This window comes from Clostridium aromativorans, assembly GCF_020908015.1.
GTDB classification, from domain to species: domain Bacteria; phylum Bacillota; class Clostridia; order Clostridiales; family Clostridiaceae; genus Clostridium_B; species Clostridium_B aromativorans.
In genome coordinates this window covers 1-26,637 of the sequence record NZ_JAJJPB010000006.1, presented here as the reverse complement: position 1 = coordinate 26,637, position 26,637 = coordinate 1, and the positions used below count along the sequence as shown (strand labels likewise).

Genomic DNA, 26,637 nt, shown 5'->3' with positions numbered 1-26,637 from the left:
TGCAGGGTATGGTGATTGCATTGATGATAGATAGTCCCTTTCGTAAAATGTTCAATTATTACAATAAAAAAATGCAAAATAATTTTCCACAGGCATCGGGTACATTTATTCAACCGGATATGGTGATAAAATGGAATGACTTGGAATGGCAGAAAGAACTCTCCTATTTGAAAGAAGTTAAAATGAAATATATTGTGATGAACACTTTTGTGGTTCAAAACCAAAGTATCAAGAGAGTATATGAGACTTCAATAGAAAATGAAAATAGGGCTGGAAGGGTGGATGTAGTTGACACCTGCCTGAGAAATTGTGAAAAATTTGGCTTTAAGGTATTCCTGGGAATTGATTACAATGTCTTGTGGTGGAGGATAGGGCCTAGAAAACCAAGATGGCTGTATGAACAGATGAAAAAAGGAAATCTGATAGTGCAGGAATTGTATGAAAAATACCATGGCAAATATAAAAATGCTTTTTACGGATGGTATTGGGTCTATGAAGTGGATAATCTTAATTTTAAAAATTTAAGAGATTTTAAAGTATTGGCCAATGCTGTAAATATAAATTTGGAATATATGGATAAAAATGATTTGAGACTGCCATTTATGATATCGCCTTTCATGAACTCAAAATATTCTACTCCGCAGCTCTATGCAGATAATTGGAAGTATTTTTTCAAAATAGTTGATTTAAAAGAAGGGGATGTATTCTGTCCACAGGATTCAGTGGGAGGCGGAGGACTTGATATAAGCCAGGTGAAAGATTGGTTTCAGGCTCTTGAGGGAGCTGTAAAATCAAAAAAGGGAATTTTATTTTGGGCCAATGTAGAGACCTTTGATCATACCAACTGGTCAAGTGCATTTATGAAGAGGTTTATAAAGCAAATGAGGCTTGAAAATCCATTTATAGATGATATCATAACTTTTTCCTACAGCCACTATTACAGCCCGGTCAATATAAATAGTGGTTTTCACAGGGCCTATAAAAGGTATTTGTATCAGCATGAAGTCTATAACAAAAGACCGGATCCGCCTAAATGGGTTAAAATTCACAAAATGGAGAATAAAATTTCACTTCAGTGGGAAGCATCTGGAAATATAGCGGGGTATAGAGTATACTGCAATGGAAAGAATATATATTCTCCTGTTGTGCAGAGAAAATATGGCGGGAATAAAGATCAGACATGGGGAAAATTTGTATGTAAAAATATTTCAGCGGAATCTAAATATCAAATAGAAGCCGTGGATTTTTGGGGGAACGTATCAAAAAAAATTACAGTATAGAATTATTGTAAAAAAATTTTGCCTATATTGAGAAAAATCTTTTTCAAGAACTTTAGAAAAACCTAAAAATGAAAGGATTAGCTTAAAGTGAAGAAAATAGTCAGGTTTATACCCAACGGAATTACAGTGCTAAGGATAATTATGTCCATTTTATTTGTATCAAATATTTTGGAGCAGTTTAAGCATGGACAGCAGAAAATTTTCAGCCTTATAGCCTTATTTTTTTGTATATGTGTATCAGATTTTATTGATGGGTACATTGCAAGAAAATTCAACTGCACTTCAACAGCAGGTGCCAAACTTGACATCTTTGCAGATTTGTTTTTCATAATTTCATCTTATGTAATTTTAGTGATTTTGAGAATATTGCCTTTATGGTTCTTGATATTTATGTGCCTCAAATTTATAGAGTTTTTATGTACATCAAATTTTATAAAGAGATATGATAAATTATCAATGCATCCATTCATTTTTGACAGACTGGGAAGAATTGCAGCAGTTATGATTTTTATTGTACCGGGTATAGCTTGTATATTTAATATTTTTACATATGATAACTCTGCATATATGGTAAATTTCTTATTGTATATTATATTGATATTAGGACTATTGTCTTCATGCTTGAGGATAAGAAAATGTTTTAAATTATTGTCTTGACAGCCAGTTTACAAAGTGATATATAAAGAATGTTTACTTGAAATACTACTGTTGACTGAAAGCTGATCATGTAATAAAATGTAAAAGTGGGCGGTATTTATTAAAAGCTGTACCAATATTATTTATATACATATATCTGCTTATATCATTTGAATAAGACAGTCAATAAAGGTCTCCCTGGTTTTGAATTAAACTTAGGAGTTTTGTATCACTTCTTAAATTTACAGGAAGAAAGGAGTGATTGGTTGATAATAGATTTGTTGGAGTAGAAAAATCAGGCTTTTTTTAAGTGAATATTTTGTCCCGGGTAACGTGGGTATTAAGGGTTATGATAGCAGAAACTACAAGTATGCATTAGAAGCTAAAGGTACTAATGTGAAATTAGAGGGACTAATATTAAAAAATAGTGATACAACATTTATTAAAATTCTTGATGACATAATCTCAAGTATTTGGCAGAATATACAAAGATTTAATTCGAAAGATAAGGTTATATGTCACGTCAATAGCTTTTATCTTCAAAAATCTTTTCTAAATATAAACAATTTTGGTGTTTTCAGATATAAATTCATTCCATATTTTAATTTTCTAATAAATATTTCACCTATAAAAAATTTGAAAAATTAAATAATACGTATTTTTTATTGAAAGCTTCTTTAAATAAGTGAAGTTGTATTAAAATTATGCTTTTTGGAGGAAAATAATGAAAACAGTAAAAACAATAAAAGAAGTCAGACAACAAGTCAGAGAATGGAAGAAAGAAGGATTATCCATAGGGCTTGTTCCTACAATGGGATGCCTTCATGAAGGACATAAAAGTCTCATAGACACAGCCGTGAAAGAAAATGATAAAGTGGTAGTCAGTGTTTTTGTCAATCCTATACAATTTGGACCTAACGAGGATTTTGGAACTTACCCAAGGAATATAGAACATGATAAAAAACTCTGTGAAAGTTCGGGAGCAAGCATGATATTTAATCCTGAGCCCTCAGAGATGTATTTTGGAGATAGATCTACCAATGTAGAAGTAGAGGGGTTAACGGAAGGATTATGTGGAGCTAAGCGCCCAGGACATTTCAGGGGAGTGTGTACTGTAGTTTCCAAACTATTTAATATAGTAACACCAGACATGGCTTATTTCGGAGAAAAAGACGCACAGCAATTAGCTGTAGTTAAAAGAATGGTAAGGGACTTAAATTTTGATGTCCAGGTTGTAGGCTGTCCAATAATAAGAGAAGAGGATGGATTGGCAAAAAGTTCAAGAAATACTTATCTTTCAAAGGAAGAAAGACAGGCGGCCTTAGTGTTGAATAAAAGTCTGAAAAAAGCCAAAAAACTATTGGAAGATGGTGAAAAAGATACATTGTTGGTTAAACGTGTAATTGAGCAGGAAATAAACAAGCAGCCTTTAGCCAGGGTAGATTATATTGAAATTGTAGATAGTGAATCATTGAGACCGGTTAAAAAAACAAATGAATTCTTATTGATAGCTATAGCAGTATTCATAGGAAAAACCAGGCTGATAGATAATTTTACATTTAGAACGGGAGAAAAATAAAGTGCGGATGACAAGACAAAAAATATCCGATTATGAATCAAACTAAAAGTTTGGGAGAGATTTATCATGGACTTTATGGAAAAACTGGGGAAAGTGTTAAACAGATATTTTTCAGTGTTAATCATAGCTGTTGCGGTCATAGGACTTCTGCAGCCGAAGACCTTTTTATGGATTGTACCTGATATCTCAGTGTTTTTAGGAGTTATAATGTTTGGAATGGGTATTACTTTAAAAAAGGAAGATTTCAAAGAAGTGTTTACTAGACCTAAAGATGTATTTATAGGTGTAGCAGCCCATTATTGTATAATGCCCTGTGTAGCATATATACTGTGTTTGATTTTAAAACTGCCTAAAGAGCTGGCAGTAGGAGTCATTCTTGTAGGGTGCTGTCCAAGCGGTACCGCATCAAATGTAATGTGCTATATAGGCAGAGGAGATCTTGCACTTTCTATTTGCATAGGTGCAGTTTCTACAATACTTGCTCCGTTTTTAATGCCTATTTTAATATTACTTTTGGCAGGTAAATGGATTTCAATACCGATAATGGGATTGTTTATGGAAATTGTTAAGATAGTCATAGTACCTATACTTTTAGGTGTTATAGTAAATTGCATATTTGGAGAAAAAACGCAAAAAGCTGTAAAAGCACTTCCAATTGTATCAACTATATGCATAGTTTTGCTGGTTGGAGGAGTAATAAGTGCCAATTCAAAAAAATTATTGACAACTGCTGCAATTGCAATTGGTGCTGTAATTCTCCACAATTTATTTGGTTTCCTGTTTGGATATTTAGCAGGAAAAGTGCTTGGTATGAATGAAAGTAAAAGAAGAGCTGTATCATTTGAAGTGGGTATGCAGAATTCAGGGTTAGGGGTGACATTGGCCATGAGCTTCTTTTCACCGGCAGCTGCAATACCAGCGGCAATATTTAGTGTATGGCACAATATATCCGGTTCTGCTCTTGCAGCTTTCTGGTCCAGCAAAGAGATTGATGATAAAAAATCACAGGGTGTAATAATATAGGGTTTGCTACCCTGAAAATCTAAAGCCAATGCTTGATAAAACTAAGCATTGGCTTATTATTTACGTTATTATAATATAAAAGACCAAGGTTGATTTATTCATAGTCAATTACAGATATTCAACTGCTGGTTGAATTTTTGCAATATGCTAAACTAGAAATCCGTAGATGAATTTAAAGGGTTAAGTTATAATGTATTTATAGAGCTCTATAATATAAAAATGCTGGAGTGAGTGGATTATGGGGAAATTGCAGATAGGTGAAATAGTATCAAAGCTTAGAAAAGAAAGAAAGATTACCCAGGAGCAGCTTGGAAAATATATAGGTGTTTCTACTGCGGCCGTGTCAAAATGGGAGATGGGCAATTCTTATCCTGATATTGAACTTCTTCCGGCACTTGCTTCTTTTTTTGGTGTTTCCATAGATAAGCTTTTAAATTACAGGATACAGCTGTCTGAAGAAGAAGTGATAGATATATTTAAAAAGTGTGAAGCACTTATGGCTGGAAAGGATATGGAAAAAGGCATTGAACTTGGCAAAAAATATATAGAGAAGTATAGTTCAAGTTATTTTCTGAAATTAAGAATAGGATTTTTGTACAATATGTATTCCTGGAGATGTAAAGACAAGGCAGAGGAAGATAAAATGGAGGATTATGCAAAAGAACTGTTTGAGGATATAGAGAAAAACTGCAGTGACAGAGATATAACTGAACAGGCGCTTTATGCGCTGAGCAGCATATATTCATCAAGAGGTGAAGATGACAGGGCAGTGGAGGTGCTCAACAAAATAAATAAAAGTGAATACCAGGTTGACTTCATGCTGGCAAATATATATTTGAAGAAGAAAGATACTTTAAATAAAGGGCGCAAAATCCTTCAGGGACAGCTTTGGAAGGATATATTTTATGTGAGTCTTATTTTAATGTGTCTTGCAAAATCCTATTGTGAAGACAAGAATAATCTTAAATTAGTGGAAAAATACCTCAATACGGCAGTTGACATTAAAAGGGCGTTTTCACCTGAAGCCGAGGCTGTACTTGGACTTCATATAGAATATATGAATTTTGCAAATGTGTATTTAAAAATGGGACAAAATGAAAAGGCTTTCGGCATGCTTGAAAAATGGATAGAGTATATTGAGGTAAACAACCTGAACGAAAAAGAGAAAATTTCTTCTGTATGGTGTTTTGATGAGCTTTCGGGAAACAAGCCAGGGTTTACACTGGATATGTATGAAAATATGAGCAAGCTTCTTGAGGATGATATATTTGATCCTGTAAGGGAAGACGACAGATTCGTACAGATTTCAGATAGAGTGAATAATATGAAAAAACATAGGTGATTTTAAGAAGGGGAGATGCAGAAGTGAAATTAAAAGTTTTAGTGGATAATAATACATATATTGACCAATATTATTATGGTGAACCTGCTGTTTCATATTATATTGAAGATGAGGATACTATATTGTTATTTGATGTAGGTTATTCTGATATATTTCTCAGAAATTCCGCTTCATTAGGTGTAGATTTAGAAAAAGTAAGTGCTATTATTATTTCACATGGCCATAATGACCACACTGGAGGGTTAAAATATTATTTTGAGCATCAGTATAAAAACAATATAAACATTATCGCACATCCAGATGCCTTTACAGAAAAATTTGAAGGAAATTTGAAAATCTGTTCTCCCATTTTACAGGGGGAACTAGAAAAAAAGTGCAATTTAATACTTTCAAGAAAACCTAAAAAAGTCAGTGAACACATAACTTTTTTAGGGGAAATACCGCAGACAAATAATTTTGAAAGAAGAAGACCTATTGGAAAACAAAATGTTGATAGAATTTTGGTTGAGGATTATCTGATGGATGATACAGCACTTGCATATAAAAGTAAAAATGGTATTTATATTATTACTGGATGTTCTCATAGTGGAATATGCAATATAATAGAATATGCAAAGAAAATATGTAAAGATAATAGAGTATTGGGAGTTATAGGTGGGTTTCACTTATTTGAAATAGATGAGCAGGTTAATAAGACTGTTAATTATTTAAGACGAAACAACATAAAAGAGTTATATCCATGTCACTGTACATCCTTTGTCGTTAAAGCGGAGATAAATAAATTTTTACCTGTGAAAGAAGTTGGAGTAGGGTTGGAAGTGAATTGGTAAAACTATTTGAATTGATTATTTCATAAAAAAAGTAAAAATAATTTAAAACTCTATATAAAGTTTAAGGCTGTATGGAATAGTGAAAAGCTATTCCAATTATTTTTGCTTAAATGAAGAACCAAAAGTGAACTTAACTTATCTAATATGTAAATATAAAATATGATCATATTTTAAGATGGAGGCTAAGATGGGATATATAGACTTAACAAAATTGGCTAAGAGGGCTAAGAAAGGTGACAAGGAAGCTTTTGGCAGACTTATAAAGATCTGATAATACAAAGACTGTAGTTACAGAGGTTTTTCCTGTAACCGGCGGAGATATAGTTCCCGATAAATTTGATTTCAACATGAATTTTGCCAGAGATGATAATTTAAAAGGAAACTGGAATTTTAGAATTCCATTAGTAAAACAGAAAATACAGGATAAGGTTGATATTTTCAGATTAAATAAGGATATAAAAAAAGGCTTTAATTCAGTTATATGCATAGGTAATTATGATGAAATGTACGAAGAAATTGGACAGATAAATTTAAAGAAATAAATAGAAAGTTTAAATTTATTTATGATGAACAGTGCTAAAAAATAGTGAAATTTAAATTGAGTTAACCTCTGTTATTAAAATTTATAAGTACATAGCTGTGTTGGAAAATTCAACATGGTTATGTATTTATTTTTATGTAGATTATATTTAGGGCATGTATTTTTTACCTCAAAGGCATAGCTCATATAATATGTTTTCCAAGGATTTTCCTCTGTTAGTGGGTAGATATTCAACTTTAGGCGGAATTGTTGTATAGGGAATTCTTTCAATAAGGTTATCCATCTCCAATTTTTTTAATTCCTGTGATAATATTTTATTACATATGTTCGAAATAGATTTTTTCAGTTGACCGTATTTGATTGGTTGTTCTTTTAATATATGTCATAATATTATTGCTCTCCATTTGCTCCCAATGACGGTCATTGTAAATCCTATTATAAGTACCCATATTTTTTGTGTTTAATAGTGAACATATTATACAACGAGTATAAGTGGATAATTATTAAACAATATTTTAAAGCACTATATTATTGATATGTTATCATTTACAATATATTTATTTTGATAAATTAATAATTTTATCTATTGCATTTTTGAAAAAGTTGTGTTATATTTTTTGAAATATATAATGATTGATCATATTAAAATTTATAAGTGAGGAGATATGTAGAATGAGACAAGTAGCTATTTATGGAAAAGGTGGAATTGGAAAATCCACTACAACGCAAAATCTTACTTCAGGACTGGCAGAAATGGGAAAGCACATAATGGTAGTAGGTTGTGATCCGAAGGCGGATTCAACCAGGCTTCTAATGGGTGGACTAGCTCAGAAGACAGTTTTGGATACTCTGAGAGAAGAAGGTGAGGATGTTGATCTGGATTCAATATTGAAAAGTGGATTTGAAAACATAAAATGCGTTGAATCCGGAGGACCGGAACCGGGAGTCGGCTGTGCCGGAAGAGGCATTATAACTTCAATTAATATGCTGGAGCAGCTGGGAGCTTATACGGATGATTTGGACTATGTTTTCTATGATGTATTAGGTGATGTTGTCTGTGGTGGATTTGCAATGCCTATACGTGAAGGAAAGGCCAGAGAAATATATATAGTGGCCAGTGGTGAAATGATGGCCATGTATGCGGCAAACAACATATCGAAAGGTATAAGTAAATTTGCAAATGCAGGTGGAGTTAGATTGGGAGGTATAATATGCAACAGCAGGAAGGTTGCCAATGAGAGAGAGCTTCTTGATGCATTTGCAAAGAAACTTGGCAGCCAACTGATATATTTTGTACCGAGGAGCCCGGAGGTTACGGAGGCGGAGATAAATAAGCAAACTGTTATACAATATAATCCAGAGGCCAAGCAGGCAGATGAATACAGGGCACTTGCCAAGGCCATAGATGGGAATGACATGTTTGTAATACCAAAGCCGATGGCACAGGATGAACTGGAAGCCATAATGATGGAACATGGTCTTATGGATTGAGGTCATAATATGAAAGTACAGCTTATAGAGAATAAAATAATAAAGTGTATCCCTAAATTTTGAGGCGATTTAAGGGATACACCCAAAAAAGTACCAGAATCGACTAAATTCTAATACAATGTAAGTTTAACACAAAAAAGGGGAGTGTTCAATAATGTTAATGGTAAAAGCTATTATAAGGCCGGAAAAATCTTCAATTGTACTTTCGGAATTATGTGATGCTGGTTTCCCGGCAGTTACCAAGCTTGATGTGACGGGCAGAGGTAAACAGAGAGGGGTAAAAGTTGGAGAAATATTTTATGATGAAATACCGAAACAGATGCTGCTGATAGTGATAAAAGATGAGGACAAGGATGATATTATAAGCATAATCACTAAGAATGCGAAAACCGGGACCAAAGGAGCCTTTGGAGATGGAAAGATATTTGTAACTCCTGTAGAAGAAGCATATACAATAAGTTCAAATACAGAGGAATTATAGGGGGAAAGCGGCATGAAAGAAATTATGGTTATTATCAGAATGGATATGGTGGGCAGGACAAAAGATGCTCTTGCCAAAATTGGTTTTCCTTCTATTACATGTAAAAAGGTGCTTGGCAGAGGCAGAAAAAAAGTTGATTTTTCTATTATCCAGGATTTTATCAGTGAAAAAGATATACTGGAGGCATCGGGCAGGAAAATTGCAGAACAGATATCTGAAACCCACAGACTCATTTCCAAAAGATTGGTAATTATATTGGCAAGGGACGAAGATGTAAAAAAGGTTGTAGATACTATAATAGAGACTAATAGAACGGGAAATCCCGGAGATGGAAAAATATTTGTAACAAAAGTGACAGACATAGTTAGGATAAGGACAGAAGAAACAGGAGACGCCGCTATTTAATTTTTGTGAAAGGATGGGATTTTATGAGAAAAAAATTAGATAAAGTAGTAAATGAGGTTTTGGAACCATATCCGGCTAAAACCTATAAAAAGAGAAAAGAGCATATTGTCATAAAGACGGAAGAATCTCCAAACCCGGTCATTACAGCTAATGTAAGGACTATACCAGGTGTGATTACAGCCAGAGGATGCTGTTATGCCGGTTGTAAAGGCGTTGTTATGGGACCTATAAAGGATATGGTACACATAACCCACGGACCTATAGGGTGCTGTTTTTATACCTGGGGCGGAAGGAGATTTAAATCAAAAGCTGAAGAAGGTGGACAAAATTTTAATGAATATGTTTTTTCTACGGATATGGAAGAAAAAAATATAGTCTTTGGCGGAGTTGACAAATTAAAAAATGCAATAAAGGAAGCAGTTGAAATTTTCCATCCCAAGGCTATAGGTGTATATGCAACATGTCCTGTTGGACTTATAGGTGATGATATAAATGCAGTAGCACGGGAAGCCTCGAAACTCTATGGAATTGATGTTCTTGCTTTTAACTGTGAGGGTTATAAAGGTGTAACACAATCTGCAGGTCACCATATAGCGAACAATACGGTTATGAGTGAAATAATAGGAAAGGGAAACGGCCAGCATAAAAAGTACTCAGTAAATATACTGGGAGAGTACAATATAGGCGGGGATTCCTGGGAAATTGAAAGAATTCTTGAAAAAATAGGCTATAATGTGATTACAGCTCTCACAGGAGATGCAAGTTATGAGCACATTCAAAATGCCAATCTGGCAGATGTAAATCTGGTGCAGTGTTATAGATCAATCAACTATATAGCAGGCATGATGCAGACCAAGTATGGTATACCATGGATCAAATGCAATTTTATAGGCATAAAGGGAACAATTGATACCCTGAGGGAGCTGGCAAAAGTCTTTGATGATCCATATCTGTATAAAAAAACAGAAGAGATCATTGCAGAAGAACTTGCTGAAATTGAAACAGACATAGATTACTATAAAGAGAGATTAAAAGGCAAGTTGGCTTGTTTATATGTAGGCGGCTCAAGAGCCCAGACATATCAGGTTCTGCTAAAGGATCTTGGTGTAAAAACCATTCTTGCAGGCCATGAGTTCGGACATCGTGACGATTATGAAGGAAGTGAAGTTATTCCAACTATAAAAGTTGATGCGGACAGCAAGAATATTCCTGAAATAACTGTAGAGCCGGATAAAGAAAAATATCGTGTTATAGTACCAAAGGAAAGAGCAGAAGCTCTTAGAAAAGAAGGTGTGCCAGTATCTTATTACGGCGGATTGGAAAAGGAAATGGATAATGATACGGTGATAATAGACGATTTAAATGCCCACGAAATGGAAAAATTCATAAGAGAACTCCATCCTGATATGTTTCTGACAGGAATAAAGGAGAAGTATGTAATTGAAAAAATGGGAGTGTTGTCAAGGCAGCTTCACTCCTATGACTATACAGGACCTTATGCAGGATTTAAAGGTGCAGTTGTATTTGCCAGAGAACTGGCAAGGGGAGTTTATACTCCGGCATGGAAGTATTTGACTCCGCCCTGGAAAAAACAACCTTTAATAGAGGGAAAATTGTCGGATGAAGCAGCAGTTTCAGGAGGTGAAAAATAATGTTAGATGCAACACCAAAACAATTAGTAAAAAGAAAAGCTTTGAGAATAAATCCAGCCAAAACCTGCCAGCCAGTTGGAGCAATGTATGCAGCCCTTGGAATTCACAATTGCCTGCCGCACAGCCACGGTTCCCAGGGATGCTGTTCTTATCACAGGACGGTGCTTTCAAGACATTTCAAAGAGCCGGCATTGGCTTCCTCGAGTTCATTTACTGAAGGTGCCTGTGTGTTTGGCGGTGGTTCAAATGTAAAGACAGCTGTTAAGAATATATTTGCAATGTACAATCCAGATATAATAGCCATCCACACCACATGTCTTTCTGAAACCATAGGAGATGATCTTCCTACTTATATAAGGGACATGGAAATACCGGAAGGAAAGCTGGTTATTCATACAAATACGCCAAGTTACGTGGGATCACATGTCACCGGATTTTCAAACATGGTAAGAAGTATGGTGCAGTATCTTTCGGTAAACAGTGGAAAGAAAAATGGGAAATTTAATATAATTCCTGGCTTTGTAGGACCTGCTGACATGAAAGAGATGAAAAGAATATTCAGACTTATGGATATCCCATATATAATATTTCCTGATACCAATGGAGTGCTTGATGCACCAAATACAGGCGACTATAAAGTATTTCCTGAAGGCGGTACCAGGGTTAAAGATATAATAGATGCTGGAAATTCGGATATGACTATAGCTTTTGGGAGCTATTCTTCAGAAGATGCAGCCAAGAAATTGGAGACTAAATGCAAAGTTCCCTTCAAAACATTAGAGGTTCCCATTGGAATTGATGCAATGGATGATTTGATTATGACATTAGCTAAAATTACAGGAAAGCCTGTGTCTGAAGAAATTGAGGAAGAAAGAGGTCAGCTTCTTGATTTAATCCTTGACTGTGCTCAATACTTCAACGGTAAAAAGGCAGCTGTAGTTGGAGATCCAGATGTTGTAATTCCACTAGTTCAATTTTTAATAACCCTGGGAATGACCCCCAAATATGTAATAACAGGTACTCCTGGAGCATTATTTGAGAAAAAGATCAAAGCCATTATGGATAAAGCCGGTATAGAGGGAATTGTAAAAGCTAATAGTGATTTCTTTGAGATGCATCAGCTTATAAAAAATGAAGGCGTGGATCTTTTGATATCCAATACCTATGGAAAATTTATTGCCAGAGCAGAAGACATTCCGTTTGTCAGATTTGGATTTCCTGTAATGGACAGGTATGGACATCAGTACACTCCTAAAGTGGGCTACTCCGGTGCCATAGATTTGGTAAGGAGAATGTGTGATGCAATGCTCGACAAGGATGACAGAGAGTGTAAAGAGGAGGATTTTGAAGTAGTACGATAAATCATATGAATTAAAGACTGGTTTGGATTCAGGCATCACCTTGAATCCAAACTTGATATTATAAGTACTTTTTATTTAATGGAGGGGATCTTTATGGAAAATATTCAGTTGAGATTGGAAGCCGAGAAAGCTGAAATTATAGAAGATAGAAGAGAATTTGTATGTTACAACTCCAAAAATAAGAATTCAAAGATCAGATGCGAAGAAAACAGTGTTTCCGGTGCAGTTAGCCAGAGAGCCTGTGTGTACTGTGGCGCAAGAGTAGTACTAAATCCTATAACAGATGCCTTCCATTTAATACATGGACCAATAGGGTGCGCAGCTTATACCTGGGACCTGAGGGGCAGCCTGTCTAGCGGTTCGGAATTGTTCAGAAACAGTTTTTCAACGGATTTAAGTGAGACAGATGTCATATTTGGAGGAGAAAAAAAGCTGAGGGAAGCTGTTGATGAGATAGTTAAAAAATTTCATCCCAAGGTTATTTTCATATATGCCACCTGCATAGTGGGAGTTATAGGTGATGACATAGATGCAGTCTGTAGAAATGCTGAAGAAAAATATGGAATAAGGGTAATACCTGTAAAGTCGCCAGGATTTTCAGGGAATAAATCCACAGGTTACAGAGCTGCCTGTAATGCTATATTGAAGCTCATAGGAGATAAAAAAAGTGATAAGAAAGTGAGCGGAATAAACTATCTTGGGGATTTCAATCTGGCAGGAGAAGTCTGGGTAGTGGAAAATTATTTAAAGAGAATAGGCATTGATATTGTTTCAAAACTTACAGGTGATGGAAAAGTTGACGAAATAGTCAAGGCACCTGAGGCAAAGCTCAATATAGTTCAATGTGCCGGTTCCATGGGATATCTGGCCAAGCAGATGGAGGAATTATATGATATTCCATTTATAAAAACAAGCTTCGTGGGACTTGAAGATACTGAAAATTCACTGCTTCAGGTTGCAAATATTGTGGGAGATGAGGAAACTGTAGAAAGAGCTCGGGAACTTATAAAGGCTGAAAGTGAAAAAATACAGCCGGAGCTTGATTATTACAGGGGCAGACTTAAGGGTAAAAAAGCAGCTATATATGTAGGCGGAGGTTATAAGGCCATATCTCTTATAAAGCAGTTCAGGGATCTGGGAATGGAAACTGTAATGGTGGGAACACAGACTGGAAAACCTGAGGACTATGAAATAATAAGGCAGATTACAAAAGATGGAACAGTAATACTTGATGATGCAAATCCCTATGAACTTGAGAAATTCATGGTGGAAAAGGGAGCAGATGTACTTGTAGGCGGCGTCAAAGAGAGGCCTCTTGCATATAAGCTGGGAGTTGCATTTTGCGATCATAATCATGAGAGAAAGCACATACTTGGGGGATTTCAGGGTGCTATAAATTTTGCAAAAGAGATAGATTTAACTGTAAACAGCCCTGTTTGGGACTATGTATAAAAAATTTGAGGAGATGATTGGAATGGGTAATAAAAAACTGGTCAATGTGGATGTAAATCCGTGTAAAATGTGCATGCCCATGGGAGGAGTAATGGCTTTTAAGGGAATAGAAAACAACATGGTTATTTTACATGGCTCTCAAGGCTGCAGTACTTATATAAGAAGACATATGGCAACTCATTATAATGAACCTGTTGATATAGCATCATCTGCTCTTACCGAACAAGGCACTGTGTATGGAGGTACCAAAAATCTTAAAAAAGGTCTTAGAAATATGATTAAGATGTACGAGCCCACTACTATTGGTGTAATGACAACCTGTCTTGCGGAGACTATAGGAGAAGATACAAAAAGAATTGTAGAAGAATTTTATGAAGAAGAAAAGGATAATGAAAAGATAAAGCATATAAAAATAATAACTGCTTCAACTCCAGGATATGGAGCCACTCAGGCCGAGGGATACTATACGGCACTGAGGAGTATTGTTGAACAAGTCTGTGAGAAATCTGAAAGTACAGGTAAATTGAATATAATATGTGCCAACCTGAATCCGGGAGATGTGAGAAATATAAAGAGAATACTTGATGATTTCAAGATAGGATATACAATTTTACCGGATGTGTCAAATACCCTCGATTCTGCACATAATGACAAATACAGGAGGATACCGAAGGGCGGCACAAAAATAGAGGATATTAAAAAAATGCCTGGAGCAGCAGCCACTATTGAAATGGGAGTTACCGTATCCGATGAAAAGTCTCCAGGAATGTATTTGCAGAATGAGTACGATGTACCTCTTTATAAATGCCCTATTCCCATTGGCTTTAGAAATACGAACCAGTTTATCGACCTGGTATCGAAGTTGACTGGAGTTCCTATTCCAGAGGAATATGTAGTTCAGAGAGGAAGATATCTGGATGCCATGATTGACAACCATAAGTATACAGGGGAAGCCCGGGTGATGCTGTATGGCGAGCCGGAGCTTGTATATGCAGTTGCCAGACTCTGTCTTGAAAATGGGATACTTATAAAGATGGCTGCAATGGGATCTAAAAATCCTGAACTTCGCCGCAGACTCAAGGAGGAACTTAAAGTTCAAAAGGAAGATTCCATAGTTTTGGATGATACGGATTTTGGCACCATGGAAAGTTATGCAGAAAAGCTGAAAATCAATTTGATGCTTGGAAATTCCGATGGAAGGAGGATGGCAGGAAAACTGAAGCTGAAATTGATAAGGATAGGATTTCCTATACATGACAGGGTTGGCGGTCAGAGACAGGTTATAACCGGATACACGGGTTCTTCGTTTTTAATAGATTCTGTGGCAAATGCAGTTCTGGAGCATACTCAAAATACTTATAGGGAAAAGGCATATAATGATTTTTATGCACCTATGGCAAAAATGGAGAAAGAAGAAAAATCAGTTGGCGATAAAACCTGCACTCATCCGTGTTTTGGAGACAACGCACATAAATTTGCCAGAATGCACATACCTGTTGCACCTAAATGCAATATAAGCTGTAATTACTGCAGCAGAAAATATGACTGTGCAAATGAAAGCAGACCAGGAGTTACAAGCGGGGTGCTTAGTCCTGAGGAAGCCCTTCAAAAATTCAAGGCGGTGAAAAGCAAGATTAAAAACCTGACTGTGGTGGGAATAGCAGGACCTGGAGATGCTCTTGCAAACTTTGATGAAGTGAAAAAATCTCTTGAACTCATAAGACAGTATTCTCCTGAGACAACTTTCTGTCTTTCAACCAACGGGCTTATGCTTCCTTTCTATGTAAATCAGCTGATAGAGCTTGGAGTGTCGCATGTTACAGTTACGATAAATGCTGTAGACAAGAAAATAGGGGCAAAAATATACAGGGAAGTCAATTATTTAGGACATAAATATACAGGGGAAGAGGGAGCTGAAATACTTTTAAACAACCAGCTCGCAGGGCTCAAGTATCTCTGCTCGAAAGGCATAGTATGCAAAGTAAATACAGTTATGCTCAAGGGTATAAATGACAATCACATAGTGGAAGTTATAAAAAAGGTAAAAGAGTGCGGGGCATATATGACAAATATAATGCAGATGATACCTGTACAGGGAAGCAGATTTGAAGATCTGCCGCTGGTTTCAAATGTGGAATTGAATGAAATGAGAAAAAAATGTGAAGTTGATATAAAGCAGATGTATCACTGCAGGCAGTGCAGGGCAGATGCCATAGGAACTCTGTCGGAGGATCACTCTATAGATTTTAGGAATATAGGCTGCGAAGGCTGCATAAGCAAGTGCTCCGGTAAAGTAGAAAAAAATGAGCCTGAAGAAACTGCCCCTGAGGGTGGAAAATATAAGTTTGCAATTTCTTCTAAATCGGGCATTAACATAGATCAGCATTTTGGGCATGCTAACGAATTTTATATATATTCCTATGACCAGGGCAGCATAAGACTTCTGGAAAAAAGAAATGTAGATAAGTATTGTATGGGAATTTATGATTGTTTGGATCAGGAAGATAAAATGTCTAAAATAATGAGGACTATAGGTGACTGTGATGGAGTAATCGTGCTGAGAATTGGAGATGATCCCAGAGAAAAGCTGGAGGCGAAGAATATAAAGGTTATGGAGATGTATGATTCCATAAACAGGGCGGTGGTAAAAGCTGCAAAGGAACTTGAAAAAGCTGCCGAACCTGAAATTTTGTCTATTACTGAGATTGATAACTGATAATTTTCAACTGTGAATTGTGAATTGAATGAGGGGGTGTATAAAATGTCCATTGTAATAGACAAACATAGAAAGATCATTATAGACAGAACATTGCCTGAAATTGTGAAAGCAAATAGAAACATTGATCTAAAACTGACAGCCGAATTTCTTGCGCTTATTAAAGATCTGGGAGTGGATTTTATAGAGATAAACCAGGAAGTGGTTGAAAAAATCACGGAACTGCCAGAAGGACTCAAATATATATGCAGATTTGAAAATGCATTTGACGCACAAAAATTTAAATATGTCATTTTAAATTATAAAAAGCTGAGATATTTGGATGAAAATTCTCTGGAAAAATTAAAAGACAAGAAAATAATGCTTGAAGTCAGTATCAGGGATTTAGATAAAATTGCTATGGAGGAATCTGATAAGATATTCAACAGCATGGATGTGGTGTGTATTAGAGTAAAAGATGTGGTAAAATACAATTTATCAGGCTGGAGTAGATTTATAGAAGGTATAAAGGACAGATTTTCTGTCTATGTTGATTTTTGTGCAAGCAATAAATATTATATGGCCACTTCTGTCAGTCTGGAAGCCTGTGTCGACGGAGCGGACTCTGTATCTACAGCTTTTAATGGACAAATTTACAATATGGCACCCCTGGAGGAAGTTGTTTTAGCCCTTAAAATCATAAAAAATGGAGAGCTTCACGGTAATTTAAAATTACTGGCAAAAGCGGTGGGAGTTTATGAAAAACTTACAGATAAAAAAGTATCCCCCATGAAAGCTGTAATAGGAAAAGATATTTTTAAATACGAATCGGGAATTCATGTGGATGGAATAGAAAAAAATCCTCGAAATTACGAACCTTACAATCCCTGTGATATAGGTGGAACGAGAACCATGTATATAGGCAAACATTCGGGTAAAAAGGCTGTCATGGTCAAATTGAAAGAACTCAATGTGGACTATGAGGGTGTGAATATTGAAAAATTTTTGGATAAAATAAGAAAAGTGAGTACTGAACTCAAGAGAAATATTTTGGATGATGAATTGCTCAAAATGTTCAACGACTTTAAAAAATCAGCTTGAAGTAGAGCTTATCTGAAAGAAGGTGTGATTGTGGATGTAAAGATAGTTGATACTACTTTAAGAGACGGCGAGCAAAAAGCTGGTATAGCTTTTGGAGTAAATGAAAAAGTGAGAATTGCAAAACTTATCGATGACATGGGAATTTATCAAATAGAAGCGGGCTGTCCGGCTATGGGCGGATATGAGAAGGAAAGCATTAAAAGAATTGCAGGTTTGGGATTAAAAAGCAGGATATCTTCATGGAACAGGGCAAATATCAAGGATATAGATGCATCCATAGATTGCAATGTTGATATAATTCATATATCTATTCCGACATCTGATCTGCAGATTAGTTCAAAACTGGGAAAAGATAAGAAATGGGTTTTGGACAGAGTAAAAAGGTGTGCTGCCTATGCCCTTGACAGAGGCTTTGAAGTCACCATAGGGATGGAGGATGCCAGCAGATCGGATATAAATTTTTTAATTGAATTCTGTAGTGCTGTTTCTGAAATGGGAATTAAAAGGGTGAGATATTCAGACACAGTTGGAATATCTTATCCCAGGAGGGTATTCTACAGTGTAAAAAAATTGATGCAGGAAGTACCTGTGGAAATTGAAATACACGCCCATGATGATTTTGGGATGGCTCTTTCAAATTCTCTCGGAGCAGCTGAGGCGGGGGCTAAATTTGTGGACTGTACTATATCCGGAATAGGTGAAAGAGCTGGGAACTGTGATTTTCTGAAATTTATGCAGGTGTTGAATGTAATTGTTGGTATGTCAAGAGCGCCTCTATAAAAGGCGTTCTTTTTATGGATATTTTTTATTCATAAAGGCAGTCATCATACATTATAAAAAATTTTATACAAGTAAGCCATACTAGATCATAATCATTACATTTGATGCTTTGATCACTGCCGTGGCTTCAGATCCTACTTTAAGTCCCAAGTTTTTTATTGCATCCATAGTTATGATGGAGCATATCTTGTTCCCATTTCCTATATCTAGTATTACCTCACCATTTACAGCTCCCTCCTTGATTTCAATTATTTTTCCCTTTAGTTGATTTCTCGCACTAATTTTCATGATTATATCTGTTCCTCCTTTGTGTTTATTTTATATATAAGTTTTTCTTATTAGAGTCTAATTATACTATAATTTAGAAAAATTTCATAACAGATGATTGTTATGAATATTTTATCAAAGAAACCATTAATAAGCTAGTATTTTGACGGATTTCGATTGTAAATACAGCCTAAGATATTATATGCTTGAAATATGTGCATAAACTAAATTTAGTAAAAAACTTTTATTTTCAGTACTTTATAGTATACTTAAATCAGGAGAGTTGAAAAAATTCATCTATATAATATAGGAGATAGCAGATGATCACGGGTGAATTGAAGAATAAAATAGATAGAATATGGGAGATATTCTGGACCGGAGGTATTACAAATCCGCTGGAGGTAATAGAGCAGTTTACATATCTTCTGTTTATAAAAGATCTAGATGATAATGAAACTTTAAATGAGAGCAATACTGAGCTTACTGCAGCCAAATTAAAAAAAACATTTCCGGAAAGTAAACAATATTTGAGGTGGAGTAGATTTAAGAATGAAGAAGCAGGGCAGCTGTACAAAATAGTGTCTGAAGGGGTTTTTCCTTTTATAAAAAACGTTTATGGAAATAGAAGCTCTGCATATTCAAAGTACATGTCAGATGCCATTTTCAAGATACCTACAGATCTTATGTTGTCTAAGATAGTTGATGCCATAGACAAACTTGATTTAGGCGTTGGAGATGTAGAGGGAGATCTCTATGAGTATCTGCTTTCTAAAGTTTCCACTTCAGGTACCAATGGTCAGTTCAGAACCCCAAGGCATATAATAAAGATGATAACTGAGTTGATGAAACCTACGCCAGAAGACATTATAGTTGACCCTGCAATGGGTACTGCAGGTTTTCTAGTTGGAGCAGAGGAATATTTGAGGAATAATTACAGTGATTTATTTTCAATATCCAGGCTAAAAGATCACTTTGACAACAAGATGTTCAATGGATTTGACATTGATAGAACTATGCTTAGAATTGGTGCCATGAATATGATGCTTCATGGAGTTGACATTCCAAATATTGAATATAGGGACTCTCTTTCTAAAAAAAACAGAGACATCGGAAAATATACGCTTGTTATGACAAATCCTCCTTTCAAGGGAAGCCTCGATTATCAGGCGGTTTCTGGAGATCTTTTAAAAATTACTAAAACTAAGAAGACGGAGCTTTTGTTTCTGGCACTTTTTTTGAGAATATTAAAGATTGGGGGAAGGTGTGCTTCTATTGTGCCAGAAGGGGTGCTGTTTGGATCTACCAAAGGTCACAAGGAGGTAAGAAAAGAAATAATAGATAACAACAAGCTGAAAGCTGTTATAAGTATGCCAAGTGGAGTTTTCAAACCTTATGCAGGAGTATCCACAGCGGTTCTTATATTTATAAAAACGGGCAGCGGTGGAACAGACAAGGTATGGTTTTATGATATGAAGTCAGATGGATTTTCGCTGGATGACAAGAGAAGACCTGTGGCAAACAACGATATACCTGATATAATAGCAAGATTCAACAACTTAGAAGGTGAAACGGATAGAAAGAGAACTGACCAGAGTTTTTTTGTGCCTGTATATGAAATAAGAGAAAATGATTATGATCTTTCTATAAACAGGTATAGGGAAGTAGAATATAAGGAAGTTCATTACGATGAGCCTAAAGTTATTCTTGACAGAGTAAAGAGACTTGAAAAAGAGATATCAGATGGTATAGATGAATTGAGTAAAATGATTGATTGATTATATTATAATCTTAAATTGTGGTGATATGGGGGGATAATAGTGAATAGACAGGATTTAATAAAAGCCGCAGAGGATTTTGTTGAGAACTCAAAGTACAATTATATAGGTAAGAAAGAAGCTATTTCAGAAGATGTCATAGGGATGAAAATTTTCGAGAAACCGATCTTGGTATTTGGATCTGCCAGTGACGAGTATTTTTTACTGTTGAAGAAACCGTATGCAGTTGGAAAACATTTTATGGCACCGAAAGAATGGCTTCCAAACTCTAAGACTGTTATATCCTTTTTTCTGCCTTTTAGTGAAACAGTCAGGAAGGGAAATAAAAGGGACATGTTGTGGCCTTCTAGAGAGTGGCTTCATGGGCGTATTGAAGGCCAAAATTTTTTAAATAAACTTTGCAATCATTTGAAATCAAAATTAATGGAAGAAGGATATGATAGTGTAGTACCTTCCTTGGATGAAAGGTTTTGGTCAGTGAAATTTGAAGGTAGTCCACTACATCCTGAATTGTCCTTTACAAGCAACTGGTCTGAGAGGCATGTAGGTTTTGTATGCGGTCTTGGATCATTTGGACTTTCAAGGGGGCTTATAACGCAAAAGGGCATAGCCGGAAGAATTGGAAGCATTGTTACAGAATTATATTTATCTCCTGATGAGAGAAAATACAAGGACATATATGAATACTGCATAATGTGCGGTAAATGTGCTGAGAATTGCCCCTCCAGGGCCATATCCGTAGAAAGAGGAAAAGATCATATTGTCTGTGCCAGATTTTTAGATGAAACATCTGAAAAATATAAGCCCAGGTATGGATGTGGAAAATGCCAGGTTGAAGTACCCTGTGAATTTAAAATACCTAGGGGAAGTTACTAGGTCAAGTGATTTCTAGGTTCAGATGCAGTCTGCTAGTGAGAAATGCTTTTTTTCATCTGAACCTCATTCGAAGCTCTGAAGAAAAATACTAGGTATAAAAATATGTTGAAAAAATTAAAGAAAAATTTTGGCTTATAGAATAAACCTTCATCATTTTAGCTAAAATATATGTATGTTGAAATAATTATGAAGGGAAGTTTTATAACTATGGATAATAATTTACTGGAAAAGTTCAAGAATAAATTGAAATCACAAAGAAGGGAAGCAGAGGATCTATTGATACAGATGGAAAGGAATGACACTATAAAGTCCAATGAAGAATTTTCTTCTGAATTGTCTGCTTATGACAATCACCCTGCAGATAGTGCCAGCAGCCTGTACGATAAAGAGAGAGGATTGGCTTTTCAAAAAAATGAGGAAATTATTATAGGGAAGATAGACAGTGCGTTGAAGAATATGGAAGACGGTACCTATGGAATGTGTAAAAAATGCGGCAAAGAGATAGAAAAGGAACGTTTGGAATATGTTCCCTATGCAGAATACTGTGTTCACTGTCAAAAAAATATGGACAATTTAAAGCCTGTAGAAACAAAAAATAGACCTCCGGAAGAAGATGTACTTGAAGATGTCATGGAGGACGGATATGATAGGCATACTGAATTTGATGCGGAGGACAGCTATCAGGCAGTTGGAAAATTTAATAAAAGGAAAAATATAGTAGAGGAATACAGGGATGAAGATGAGGAATATGTGGAACCAGTGGAGTCAATAAGCAATGACCAATATAAAAATCAACTTCCTTAATGTATATTGAATGACTTGAAGTTATGCTTAAAATATTGATATTGAATAGTTGGAGGTGTTAATTATATTAAATTTTTTGAGAGGAGAGGGAATTGATGAAAAATTAATTTCTGAAATAGAGTGTTACCGAAATTTTTATAAGGTGAATCCTGATATAAAATACAGAATACCCAAACCTAAATACAATTATTACGGGAAAGAAATTTGGGAGGAGGCAATTACAGCTGTTCTCTGTGGAGAGAATCTTCTTTTAGTTGGTCCTAAGGCAAGTGGAAAAAATGTTTTTGCAGAAAACCTGGCAGCTGCTTTTGGGAGGCCCATCTGGGATATTTCTTTTCATGTCAATACGGATTTTTCATCTCTTGTGGGAGCTGATACATTTAAAAATGGACAAGTCATTTTTAGAAAAGGTCCAATTTATGAATGTGCCACATTGGGAGGCTTCGGAGTTCTTGATGAGATCAATATGGCGAGGAATGAATCCATTGCACTTCTTCATGCTATCCTGGATTTTCGAAGAATTATTGACATACCAGGTTATGACAGAATCCCTCTGGAAGATGCTGCCAGATTCATTGCTACGATGAATTATGGATATGCAGGTACTAGAGAACTTAATGAAGCTCTGGTTTCGCGTTTTATGGTTATTGAAATGCCAACAATTTCTTCCAAGAATCTTATGAAGCTGCTTAAGCGAGAATTTCCTAATATGAAAGATAAATATCTTGAACAATTTATAGGTCTGTTTAAGGATCTTCAAAAGAAAAGTGAAAGCTCGGAGATCTCTACGAAATCCGTAGATCTAAGGGGGCTTATTTCTTCTATTCATCTTATAGACAAGGGCTTAAAAGCATCTGAGGCTTTGAAAATGGGCATTACAAATAAATCTTTTGATGGCTTTGAAAGAGAGATTATAGAAGACGTTATTCGCCTGAGAATACCAGAAAGGGCGGAAAGGAGTGAAATTTTTACAGATTAACTATGCAGGAACAAAATGATGAGATAAAAAGAGCCAATAATATTATATGGAATGCTTCGTCTGATTACTCCTTCAATTCAAAAATAAAGGCATATGATAAAAATGGAAAAGCTGATCTTTACTTGAATTATATTATAGGAGCTGTTCATAAATACTATGACTATTCACTTTTAGAGGGATTTTTTAACTATTTAAAAAAAGACACTAACTGTGAATTATTGAAAGAGTTGACATGGATAGCTTTAGAAAATTGTACTTATAAAAAAGCAAAAAATGAACGACTAGTTCTTGAAAATCTGCGGCGTGATTATTCAAAAAAATTTCTTGACGGGTGTAATCCAGATTTGTCTTTTGACATTATAGATCAGATCAAGATAGCTCATTTTGAAAGAGCGTTGGGTGAAAAACCTAATACAACAAATCTAGCACTTACCATTTTAAATGATTTAGAGTTTGATGAACATATGAATACAAAGCAGATTATATCTCGTATGAAGGAGATTATAAAAGTTTATTTTCAATATGGACCCCGCTTTTTATCAAAAAATATACTTCCAACATCACATAAGGACAGAAGTATTTTTCAAGTAAAGGTGAAGGGAGCGAATTCTAGGCATAATTCATTTTTTAAACGTCCTAAAAATGAATTACGCAGAGCTTTTAGTTGGCTTAAATCTGTAGATCAAATCAATAAATACGATAGAAAATTTATGCAGGGGTATTATGGAGTTTCCATTTTGCAAGAACCGCGGATAAAGGCTTTAGAAAAAATTTTGTGTGTTGGAAACCATAAAAATTGTCATGTTTATTTTACAAGAGGGGATTTTGATGTTCATATTAAAAGTAATATTAGTACAGTTAAACATCGAGGTGATGTTTTAAAACAAAGAGAAAAAAATAATATACATTATAATGAAAATTTTGCAAGAAATAATAATAACATCTTAAAGTTGACGAATAAAATTAAAAATGTAATGCTCATTAACCGTGAATCTTCCTGCAGAGCGGAAAGGGGAAAACTTATAGTAGGAAAGATTTGGAGAAGTCTTTATCTTTATGACAATAAAATTTTTATAAAAAATCTTAAAAATGATATCAGAGATCTAACGGTGGATATAATGCTGGATGCATCATTATCACAAAAAAATCGTCAGGAAATTATTGCAACGGAAGGATATATCATAGCTGAAAGCCTTACACGCTGTCAAATTCCTGTAAAAGTCTACTCTTTTTGCAGTTTTCACGATTATACAATTATCAATCTTTTTCGTGATTATGATGAAGTTGACAAGAACAATAGGATTTTCAATTATACGGCTTCAGGATGTAATAGAGACGGTTTGGCTATACGTACTGCACTTCATATGATGAAAAAATTAAACTGCAGACATAAAATGCTCATAGTCCTATCTGATGGGAAACCCAATGATATGCAGTGTATCCCTGCAAGTGGAACCAATCCTGTTGAATACAGTTATTCAGATGATATGGGTGTAAATGACACTGCTTTGGAAGTGAGGAAAGGTTTGCAGCAGAATGGAGTTTACGTCCTTGGTGTTTTCACAGGACGTAATGAAGATCTTCCTGCTGCCAAGAAGATATACGGCCGCAATTTAGTGTATATAAAATCTCCAAAAAGATTTGCTGATATAGTTGGGATCGTGCTGCAAAATAAATTGAATAACATGTATGAGTAAAAATTAGGTAAATGATCAAAGATATTATGTACAATTTGAAAACATATAAAATTTATAATAAGTGGACTTTGGAGGAATTCAAGGTTGAAAATTAAAGTATGAATTGGAAACATAGTAAAAGCGCATAGCAAATAAGCCATCATTTGATGACTTTTTGAAAATTAAATATTTAGCAAGTTAAGGTTAGGTAGCTGACTTGATTTTGTAACCTTGGAACTGTGCCATTAAAATTGCTTGCTCCACTGTGATTTCACGTTCAACAGGTATAACATCTGCCTTTCTATAAAGTTCAGCATTATAAGTTTCTTTATTTTTTAACATGTTGTATAATGCTGTTAGAAGCATTCTTGCTATTGCAATGATTGCTTTCTTGTGACCGCGACGCTTTCTTAAACGAAGATAGCGGTTACGTATTTCTGGATGCTTTTCACTTTTAACCACAGAAGTAGCACATTGTACTAAAAGTGGCTTGATGTAGCATCCGGCTTTGGAAACCCGGACAGATTTTTTCTTCCCTGCACTTTCATTGTTGGTAGGAGTTAGACCTGCCCATGAACATAAGTGTTTCGCCGAAGGAAAAGCCTCCATGTTGACACCAATTTCTGAAATAACAGTAATTGCAGAGAAAGGATTCTTAAATGATGGAGCAGTTAGAATTAGGTCGAGTTCTTGCTGATAGGGACTGGCGAGCGCAAGAATCAGTTCTTCTAACTCTGCTTTCCGGGATTCCAAATCCTCAAAATGCTTCTTAATAATCTTTAATTTACCAGCCTGTTCAGGAGAAATATATCCATCAACGGCGAGCTCTAGTTCGGGAATTTTGTTCTTCATAGAGCCATGAATTAAAGGTTTAATATCAAAAGAAGTATCCAAAGGATTTTCAAGAATTTTGTCTAAAATTCTTTTTGAACTTTTACCAAAAGTGTCCGAAACAACGTTTCCCAATTGAATGTTGGAAACCGTGAGACAGTTTTGGAGACGGTTCTTCTCGCTGGACATAAAGCAGGTTAGTTTGTAACGATAGCGCATAAGGTCGCGCAGCTGACGGATATCAGCAGGAGGCATAAAGCTACCGGCAACAAGATCATGCTTAAACAGGTCAGCAGTCCATTTCGCATCTTTCTTGTCAGTTTTTTTACCACGAATAGCCTTAACGTATTTAGGATGTGCAAGTACAATGGAACAACCTTTTTCTAAGACGTTGTACACGGGAATCCAGTATTTACCGGTAGATTCCATACAGACATCCTTACAATTAGACTCAAGCAGCCATTGTAACAGCTCTTTCAGACCCCTCGTGTAGGTAGAAAAGCGATGGCTCTTGTAGGTAGTAATACCTATAGAATTAGTAGTTGCAATACAAGCAACTACAAAAGTTTTGTGGACATCAATTCCACAACAGATTTTGTACACGATTTTCAAAGCCATATGGGACTCCTTTCTGAACTAAGAAGTTCTAAAAAATTATAGGGATAAACGACATTGACTGACAGCCTAGCATTTAAACGAGATTGTTTAAACAAAGATAAGGTTACGTACTCAAAGGTACACTTATTTGTGCTTGAAAAGGCAGTCTACACATATAAACAT

General features: G+C 35.4%; 24 protein-coding genes. 21 read left to right on the top strand and 3 right to left on the bottom strand.

The window, feature by feature from the left end:
• The first annotated feature begins 8 nt into the window (after positions 1-8).
• The 7 genes from LN736_RS06895 (at position 9) to LN736_RS06865 (ending at position 7,232) form a co-directional block, all read left to right on the top strand.
• A complete protein-coding gene (locus LN736_RS06895; protein ID WP_229981254.1) occupies positions 9-1,280 on the top strand; it encodes a DUF4434 domain-containing protein in 1,272 nt (423 codons plus the stop codon).
• A gap of 87 nt (positions 1,281-1,367) precedes the next feature.
• Positions 1,368-1,937: a CDP-alcohol phosphatidyltransferase family protein gene (locus LN736_RS06890; protein ID WP_229981253.1), complete on the top strand. Its 570-nt coding sequence runs from the start codon at positions 1,368-1,370 to the stop codon at positions 1,935-1,937.
• Between the two features lie 703 nt (positions 1,938-2,640).
• Positions 2,641-3,495, top strand: coding sequence for a pantoate--beta-alanine ligase (panC, locus tag LN736_RS06885; protein WP_229981252.1), 855 nt, complete (start codon positions 2,641-2,643; stop codon positions 3,493-3,495).
• Between the two features lie 66 nt (positions 3,496-3,561).
• Positions 3,562-4,518 (top strand): bile acid:sodium symporter family protein, encoded by a 957-nt coding sequence (locus LN736_RS06880; protein ID WP_229981251.1) that lies wholly within the window; start codon positions 3,562-3,564, stop codon positions 4,516-4,518.
• A 238-nt stretch (positions 4,519-4,756) separates the two neighbouring features.
• Positions 4,757-5,860, top strand: a complete 1,104-nt coding sequence (locus tag LN736_RS06875) for a helix-turn-helix domain-containing protein (RefSeq protein WP_229981250.1) — start codon at positions 4,757-4,759, stop codon at positions 5,858-5,860.
• Positions 5,861-5,883: 23 nt separating this feature from the next.
• Positions 5,884-6,690 carry an MBL fold metallo-hydrolase gene (locus LN736_RS06870; RefSeq protein WP_229981249.1) on the top strand — a complete coding sequence of 269 codons (807 nt, stop codon included), beginning with the start codon at positions 5,884-5,886 and terminating at the stop codon, positions 6,688-6,690.
• Between the two features lie 347 nt (positions 6,691-7,037).
• The gene (locus LN736_RS06865) at positions 7,038-7,232 is read left to right on the top strand and encodes a hypothetical protein (protein WP_150355457.1); all 195 of its coding nucleotides are present in this window, start codon (positions 7,038-7,040) and stop codon (positions 7,230-7,232) included.
• 168 nt (positions 7,233-7,400) lie between these two features.
• Here LN736_RS06865 and LN736_RS06860 read toward each other — a convergent pair whose 3' ends face one another.
• On the bottom strand, positions 7,401-7,610 hold the full coding sequence (locus LN736_RS06860; protein WP_326839072.1) for a winged helix-turn-helix transcriptional regulator: 210 nt from the start codon (positions 7,608-7,610) through the stop codon (positions 7,401-7,403).
• Positions 7,611-7,882: 272 nt separating this feature from the next.
• Here LN736_RS06860 and nifH point away from each other — a divergent pair, with 272 nt between their 5' ends.
• The 9 genes from nifH to LN736_RS06815 all read left to right on the top strand — a co-directional run bounded on the left by nifH (position 7,883) and on the right by LN736_RS06815 (position 18,649).
• Positions 7,883-8,722 (top strand): nitrogenase iron protein, encoded by an 840-nt coding sequence (gene nifH / locus LN736_RS06855; RefSeq protein ID WP_268905663.1) that lies wholly within the window; start codon positions 7,883-7,885, stop codon positions 8,720-8,722.
• 154 nt (positions 8,723-8,876) lie between these two features.
• The gene (locus tag LN736_RS06850) at positions 8,877-9,203 is read left to right on the top strand and encodes a P-II family nitrogen regulator (RefSeq protein ID WP_150355459.1); all 327 of its coding nucleotides are present in this window, start codon (positions 8,877-8,879) and stop codon (positions 9,201-9,203) included.
• Between the two features lie 12 nt (positions 9,204-9,215).
• Positions 9,216-9,608, top strand: a complete 393-nt coding sequence (locus tag LN736_RS06845) for a P-II family nitrogen regulator (RefSeq protein WP_179977254.1) — start codon at positions 9,216-9,218, stop codon at positions 9,606-9,608.
• A gap of 23 nt (positions 9,609-9,631) precedes the next feature.
• Positions 9,632-11,260 (top strand): nitrogenase molybdenum-iron protein alpha chain, encoded by a 1,629-nt coding sequence (gene nifD / locus LN736_RS06840; RefSeq protein ID WP_229981248.1) that lies wholly within the window; start codon positions 9,632-9,634, stop codon positions 11,258-11,260.
• Positions 11,260-12,621 carry a nitrogenase component 1 gene (locus LN736_RS06835; RefSeq protein ID WP_150355462.1) on the top strand — a complete coding sequence of 454 codons (1,362 nt, stop codon included), beginning with the start codon at positions 11,260-11,262 and terminating at the stop codon, positions 12,619-12,621. The genes nifD and LN736_RS06835 overlap by 1 nt, the downstream gene beginning before the upstream one ends.
• A gap of 93 nt (positions 12,622-12,714) precedes the next feature.
• On the top strand, positions 12,715-14,073 hold the full coding sequence (gene nifE / locus LN736_RS06830; protein WP_150355463.1) for a nitrogenase iron-molybdenum cofactor biosynthesis protein NifE: 1,359 nt from the start codon (positions 12,715-12,717) through the stop codon (positions 14,071-14,073).
• A gap of 22 nt (positions 14,074-14,095) precedes the next feature.
• Entirely contained in the window at positions 14,096-16,789 is a 2,694-nt protein-coding gene (gene nifB / locus LN736_RS06825) for a nitrogenase cofactor biosynthesis protein NifB (protein WP_106010206.1), read from the top strand.
• A 45-nt stretch (positions 16,790-16,834) separates the two neighbouring features.
• On the top strand, positions 16,835-17,869 hold the full coding sequence (locus LN736_RS06820) for a homocitrate synthase/isopropylmalate synthase family protein (RefSeq protein WP_106010185.1): 1,035 nt from the start codon (positions 16,835-16,837) through the stop codon (positions 17,867-17,869).
• Positions 17,870-17,899: 30 nt separating this feature from the next.
• Positions 17,900-18,649 (top strand): homocitrate synthase, encoded by a 750-nt coding sequence (locus LN736_RS06815; RefSeq protein WP_150355464.1) that lies wholly within the window; start codon positions 17,900-17,902, stop codon positions 18,647-18,649.
• Positions 18,650-18,730: 81 nt separating this feature from the next.
• Here the strand turns inward: LN736_RS06815 and LN736_RS06810 are convergent, their stop codons facing one another.
• Positions 18,731-18,937 (bottom strand): TOBE domain-containing protein, encoded by a 207-nt coding sequence (locus LN736_RS06810; protein ID WP_150355465.1) that lies wholly within the window; start codon positions 18,935-18,937, stop codon positions 18,731-18,733.
• Positions 18,938-19,236: 299 nt separating this feature from the next.
• Here LN736_RS06810 and LN736_RS06805 point away from each other — a divergent pair, with 299 nt between their 5' ends.
• The 5 genes from LN736_RS06805 to LN736_RS06785 all read left to right on the top strand — a co-directional run bounded on the left by LN736_RS06805 (position 19,237) and on the right by LN736_RS06785 (position 25,047).
• Complete coding sequence (locus tag LN736_RS06805; protein ID WP_150355466.1) at positions 19,237-20,691, top strand: class I SAM-dependent DNA methyltransferase; 1,455 nt, start codon at positions 19,237-19,239, stop codon at positions 20,689-20,691.
• 42 nt (positions 20,692-20,733) lie between these two features.
• Entirely contained in the window at positions 20,734-21,567 is an 834-nt protein-coding gene (locus LN736_RS06800; protein ID WP_229981247.1) for a 4Fe-4S binding protein, read from the top strand.
• Between the two features lie 207 nt (positions 21,568-21,774).
• A complete protein-coding gene (locus tag LN736_RS06795) occupies positions 21,775-22,371 on the top strand; it encodes a TraR/DksA C4-type zinc finger protein (RefSeq protein WP_229981246.1) in 597 nt (198 codons plus the stop codon).
• Between the two features lie 64 nt (positions 22,372-22,435).
• Positions 22,436-23,350, top strand: a complete 915-nt coding sequence (locus LN736_RS06790) for an AAA family ATPase (protein WP_150355519.1) — start codon at positions 22,436-22,438, stop codon at positions 23,348-23,350.
• Between the two features lie 2 nt (positions 23,351-23,352).
• Positions 23,353-25,047: a vWA domain-containing protein gene (locus LN736_RS06785; RefSeq protein WP_229981245.1), complete on the top strand. Its 1,695-nt coding sequence runs from the start codon at positions 23,353-23,355 to the stop codon at positions 25,045-25,047.
• Positions 25,048-25,230: 183 nt separating this feature from the next.
• Here LN736_RS06785 and LN736_RS06780 read toward each other — a convergent pair whose 3' ends face one another.
• Positions 25,231-26,475 (bottom strand): IS110 family RNA-guided transposase, encoded by a 1,245-nt coding sequence (locus LN736_RS06780; RefSeq protein WP_229981244.1) that lies wholly within the window; start codon positions 26,473-26,475, stop codon positions 25,231-25,233.
• Positions 26,476-26,637 lie beyond the last annotated feature (162 nt).

Bases quoted from the DNA above. Each gene is read 5' to 3' on its own strand.
- LN736_RS06895 (WP_229981254.1), top strand. From the start codon at position 9: ATGGTGATTGCATTGATGATAGATAGTCCCTTTCGTAAAATGTTCAAT.
- panC (WP_229981252.1), top strand. From the start codon at position 2,641: ATGAAAACAGTAAAAACAATAAAAGAAGTCAGACAACAAGTCAGAGAA.
- LN736_RS06880 (WP_229981251.1), top strand. From the start codon at position 3,562: ATGGACTTTATGGAAAAACTGGGGAAAGTGTTAAACAGATATTTTTCA.
- LN736_RS06875 (WP_229981250.1), top strand. From the start codon at position 4,757: ATGGGGAAATTGCAGATAGGTGAAATAGTATCAAAGCTTAGAAAAGAA.
- LN736_RS06865 (WP_150355457.1), top strand. From the start codon at position 7,038: ATGAATTTTGCCAGAGATGATAATTTAAAAGGAAACTGGAATTTTAGA.
- LN736_RS06850 (WP_150355459.1), top strand. From the start codon at position 8,877: ATGTTAATGGTAAAAGCTATTATAAGGCCGGAAAAATCTTCAATTGTA.
- LN736_RS06845 (WP_179977254.1), top strand. From the start codon at position 9,216: ATGAAAGAAATTATGGTTATTATCAGAATGGATATGGTGGGCAGGACA.
- nifD (WP_229981248.1), top strand. From the start codon at position 9,632: ATGAGAAAAAAATTAGATAAAGTAGTAAATGAGGTTTTGGAACCATAT.
- LN736_RS06835 (WP_150355462.1), top strand. From the start codon at position 11,260: ATGTTAGATGCAACACCAAAACAATTAGTAAAAAGAAAAGCTTTGAGA.
- nifE (WP_150355463.1), top strand. From the start codon at position 12,715: ATGGAAAATATTCAGTTGAGATTGGAAGCCGAGAAAGCTGAAATTATA.
- nifB (WP_106010206.1), top strand. From the start codon at position 14,096: ATGGGTAATAAAAAACTGGTCAATGTGGATGTAAATCCGTGTAAAATG.
- LN736_RS06820 (WP_106010185.1), top strand. From the start codon at position 16,835: ATGTCCATTGTAATAGACAAACATAGAAAGATCATTATAGACAGAACA.
- LN736_RS06810 (WP_150355465.1), bottom strand. From the start codon at position 18,937: ATGAAAATTAGTGCGAGAAATCAACTAAAGGGAAAAATAATTGAAATC.
- LN736_RS06805 (WP_150355466.1), top strand. From the start codon at position 19,237: ATGATCACGGGTGAATTGAAGAATAAAATAGATAGAATATGGGAGATA.
- LN736_RS06795 (WP_229981246.1), top strand. From the start codon at position 21,775: ATGGATAATAATTTACTGGAAAAGTTCAAGAATAAATTGAAATCACAA.
- LN736_RS06785 (WP_229981245.1), top strand. From the start codon at position 23,353: ATGCAGGAACAAAATGATGAGATAAAAAGAGCCAATAATATTATATGG.
- LN736_RS06780 (WP_229981244.1), bottom strand. From the start codon at position 26,475: ATGGCTTTGAAAATCGTGTACAAAATCTGTTGTGGAATTGATGTCCAC.